The sequence below is a fragment of the Streptomyces sp. NPDC001663 genome (assembly GCF_042893105.1).
In the GTDB taxonomy this organism is placed as follows: Bacteria; Actinomycetota; Actinomycetes; order Streptomycetales; family Streptomycetaceae; genus Streptomyces.
In genome coordinates, this window is record NZ_JBIAUR010000054.1 from 1 (window position 1) to 1,598 (window position 1,598).

The 1,598-nt window shown below is 57.7% G+C and carries 2 rRNA genes; both read left to right on the top strand.

The annotated features are described in order from the left end of the window. Positions 1–1,394, top strand: a 23S ribosomal RNA gene (locus tag ACFY1L_RS55970); the annotation flags it as partial. Positions 1,395–1,481: 87 nt separating this feature from the next. After that, a 5S ribosomal RNA gene (gene rrf / locus ACFY1L_RS55975) occupies positions 1,482–1,598 on the top strand.

Genomic DNA, 1,598 nt, shown 5'->3' on the forward strand with positions numbered 1-1,598 from the left:
GGCTGAGACCTGATGCCGAGCCGATTGTGGTGAAGTGGATGATCCTATGCTGTCGAGAAAAGCCTCTAGCGAGTTTCATGGCGGCCCGTACCCTAAACCGACTCAGGTGGTCAGGTAGAGAATACCGAGGCGTTCGGGTGAACTATGGTTAAGGAACTCGGCAAAATGCCCCCGTAACTTCGGGAGAAGGGGGGCCACGCCTGGTGAGGGGACTTGCTCCCTGAGCTGGGGGTGGCCGCAGAGACCAGCGAGAAGCGACTGTTTACTAAAAACACAGGTCCGTGCGAAGCCGTAAGGCGATGTATACGGACTGACGCCTGCCCGGTGCTGGAACGTTAAGGGGACCGGTTAGCTCCATTTCGGTGGGGCGAAGCTGAGAACTTAAGCGCCAGTAAACGGCGGTGGTAACTATAACCATCCTAAGGTAGCGAAATTCCTTGTCGGGTAAGTTCCGACCTGCACGAATGGCGTAACGACTTCTCGACTGTCTCAACCATAGGCCCGGTGAAATTGCACTACGAGTAAAGATGCTCGTTTCGCGCAGCAGGACGGAAAGACCCCGGGACCTTTACTACAGTTTGATATTGGTGTTCGGTTCGGCTTGTGTAGGATAGCTGGGAGACTGTGAACTCCGGACGCCAGTTCGGGGGGAGTCGTCGTTGAAATACCAGTCTGGTCGTGCTGGATGTCTAACCTGGGTCCGTGATCCGGATCAGGGACAGTGTCTGATGGGTAGTTTAACTGGGGCGGTTGCCTCCTAAAGGGTAACGGAGGCGCCCAAAGGTTCCCTCAGCCTGGTTGGCAATCAGGTGTTGAGTGTAAGTGCACAAGGGAGCTTGACTGTGAGACCGACGGGTCGAGCAGGGACGAAAGTCGGGACTAGTGACCCGGCGGTGGCTTGTGGAAGCGCCGTCGCTCAACGGATAAAAGGTACCCCGGGGATAACAGGCTGATCTTCCCCAAGAGTCCATATCGACGGGATGGTTTGGCACCTCGATGTCGGCTCGTCGCATCCTGGGGCTGGAGTCGGTCCCAAGGGTTGGGCTGTTCGCCCATTAAAGCGGTACGCGAGCTGGGTTTAGAACGTCGTGAGACAGTTCGGTCCCTATCCGCTGTGCGCGCAGGAGTCTTGAGAAGGGCTGTCCCTAGTACGAGAGGACCGGGACGGACGAACCTCTGGTGTGCCAGTTGTTCTGCCAAGGGCATGGCTGGTTGGCTACGTTCGGGAGGGATAACCGCTGAAAGCATCTAAGCGGGAAGCCTGCTTCGAGATGAGGACTCCCACCCACTTGATGGGGTAAGGCTCCCAGTAGACGACTGGGTTGATAGGCCGGATCTGGAAGCCCCGTGAGGGGTGGAGGTGACCGGTACTAATAGGCCGAGGGCTTGTCCTCAGTTGCTCGCGTCCACTGTGTTGGTTCTGAAACCACGAACAGCCCCGCCCGGCCACGGCGGTGCGGCAGTTCACAGTTTCATAGTGTTTCGGTGGTTATAGCGTGAGGGAAACGCCCGGTTACATTCCGAACCCGGAAGCTAAGCCTTACAGCGCCGATGGTACTGCAGGGGGGACCCTGTGGGAGAGTAGGACGCCGCCGAAC